General features: G+C 37.6%; 1 pseudogene. It reads right to left on the bottom strand.

From position 1 onward, the window contains the following. A pseudogene (locus ACRHOC_RS15880) lies at positions 1–213 on the bottom strand (XdhC family protein); the annotation flags it as partial.

Raw genomic sequence — 213 nt, 5'->3', positions numbered from 1 at the left:
GCTATCGATCTTTATTTCCATCAATGATGGGTCAACTGCAGATACTGTTTTACCACCTGGGAAATCATCTAAGTTTTTAGCATCTTTTAAAGAAGTCATAACATCAACCTCCCAGCCTAAAACATTAGCCATTTGGCATAGTTTAACCGCATCGTGTTCACCGCCAATAATGATGAGACTAAAATGTGGACTTAAGGCTTGCTTAAATATTTG

Origin of the sequence: Winogradskyella poriferorum, from assembly GCF_050618035.1 — a bacterium.
Classification (GTDB): Bacteria; Bacteroidota; Bacteroidia; order Flavobacteriales; family Flavobacteriaceae; genus Winogradskyella; species Winogradskyella poriferorum_A.
Note: the sequence above shows the minus strand (reverse complement) of the source record. Positions and strands in the feature narration are given on the sequence as shown.